The sequence below is a fragment of the Streptomyces sp. NPDC127197 genome (assembly GCF_042672405.1).
In the GTDB taxonomy this organism is placed as follows: domain Bacteria; phylum Actinomycetota; class Actinomycetes; order Streptomycetales; family Streptomycetaceae; genus Streptomyces; species Streptomyces flavusporus.
The window spans coordinates 1-1,572 of record NZ_JBHXVG010000139.1; the positions used below are offsets into that span (position 1 = coordinate 1).

Consider the following 1,572-nt stretch of genomic DNA (forward strand, 5'->3'; position numbering starts at 1 on the left):
CCGGGAAGATCGACAACTGCCAGCTCGGGGTGTTCCTCGCCTACGCCTCCGTCGCGGGCCGCGCGTTGATCGACCGCGAGCTGTACCTGCCCAACTCCTGGACGGAGGATGCCGAGCGCCGGGCGGACGCGCGGATCGGCCAGGACGTCGTGTTCGCCACCAAGCCCGCCCTGGCCAAGGCGATGCTGCAGCGGGCGGTGGCGGCCGGGGTGCCGTTTCGCTGGGTGTGCGGGGACGAGGTCTACGGCGACAACCCCGCCCTCAGGTCCTGGCTGACCGGCCAACGCCTGGCGTATGTGCTGGCCATCGGCTACAAACACCGGCTCGGGCCGCGCGGGCAAAACGCCCGCACCCTGGCGGCCATCCTGCCCGAGGACGTCTGGGAGATCCGCTCGGCCGGCGACGGCGCACACGGGCTGCGCGAGTACGCCTGGGCCCAGGTCTCGCTGCCGGACCGAGAGGCCGCCGACGGCTTCTCCACCGCGCTGCTGATCCGCCGCCACCCAACCACCGGAGAGCGGGCGTACTACCTGGTGCACGCCCCGCTGGGCACGCCGCTAGCGGAGATCGTGCGGGCCGCCGGCGGCCGCTGGGCGATCGAGGAATGCTTCCAGGCCGCCAAGAACGAGGCCGGCCTGGACCACTGCCAGGCACGCCACTACCGGGCCTGGTACCGGCACATCACCCTGGCCCTCGCGGCCGCCGCCCACCTGACCGCGCTGCGGGTCAGCACCGGCCAAAAGGGGGAGGCAACCACGACCTGATCCGACTGAGCGTGAACGAGATCAGCCGCCTGCTGGCCAAGGTCGTCCACACCGTCCGGCACGAGGCCGTACACATCCTGCACTGGTCACGCTGGCGACGCCGCCACCAGCACCGAGCCCGCCTCAGCCACTACCGCCGCCGTGGCCACCGCCCCCCATAACTGTGGCTGCAGTACTAGGCCCCATGATCTCTCACCCCATCGCAGCTCCCGCCCGAAGCCGCTCCACGCCAACCGCGCGCTACGGTGCAGTTCACACGTGGCAGGGAGCGACAGGGCGATCATGAACGACGAGACGATCAAGGTGGGCGACATCTTGCGTGTCAGCTGTGCCTTCACCCCCACACGGGTGGTCGAGATCTCAGACTGGGACGTGTCCATCGTCTGGCCATGGGAGCAGATCGATCCTGACTCTGAAGTCCGGTGGAACGGACAGTACGCCATCCCGCGCAAGCAAGGCTCCTCCGAGTCTCGGCTCAGCCTCTTCCAGACCGATCCTGCCCCCTGGACGCTATCTGCGGGCGACAGCTGCGGCGTGGGTATTCCCGAGCAGTTGGTACGGGTGATCGACATCGGGTATTGCGATCCACCTCAAGACGTTGGGTGGCTGCCGCGTCCTCACACGATGTTGATCGTGCTACCCGTCGATTACGAGGACCCCCAAGGTCTCGCTGAGGGCGACACAATCTCCATACCATCCGTGGCGCCGGTCACGTTCGAGCTTGTGTAGCAGCAACTTGCTCCAGCGGGTTAATAGGCGTGCCCGATCGGTCGGGTAGTCGCGGATCACAGCAACTGCGGCTGCAGTA

General features: G+C 68.0%; 3 protein-coding genes. All 3 read left to right on the forward strand.

The annotated features are described in order from the left end of the window. Nucleotides 1-764: IS701 family transposase (locus tag ACFVJQ_RS45960; RefSeq protein WP_385791966.1), on the forward strand; the 764-nt coding region annotated here is incomplete at its 5' end. Between the two features lie 11 nt (nucleotides 765-775). Further along, nucleotides 776-925 (forward strand): hypothetical protein, encoded by a 150-nt coding sequence (locus tag ACFVJQ_RS45965; RefSeq protein WP_385791968.1) that lies wholly within the window; start codon nucleotides 776-778, stop codon nucleotides 923-925. A gap of 121 nt (nucleotides 926-1,046) precedes the next feature. Further along, the gene (locus tag ACFVJQ_RS45970; RefSeq protein WP_385791970.1) at nucleotides 1,047-1,493 is read left to right on the forward strand and encodes a hypothetical protein; all 447 of its coding nucleotides are present in this window, start codon (nucleotides 1,047-1,049) and stop codon (nucleotides 1,491-1,493) included. Nucleotides 1,494-1,572: the final 79 nt, after the last annotated feature.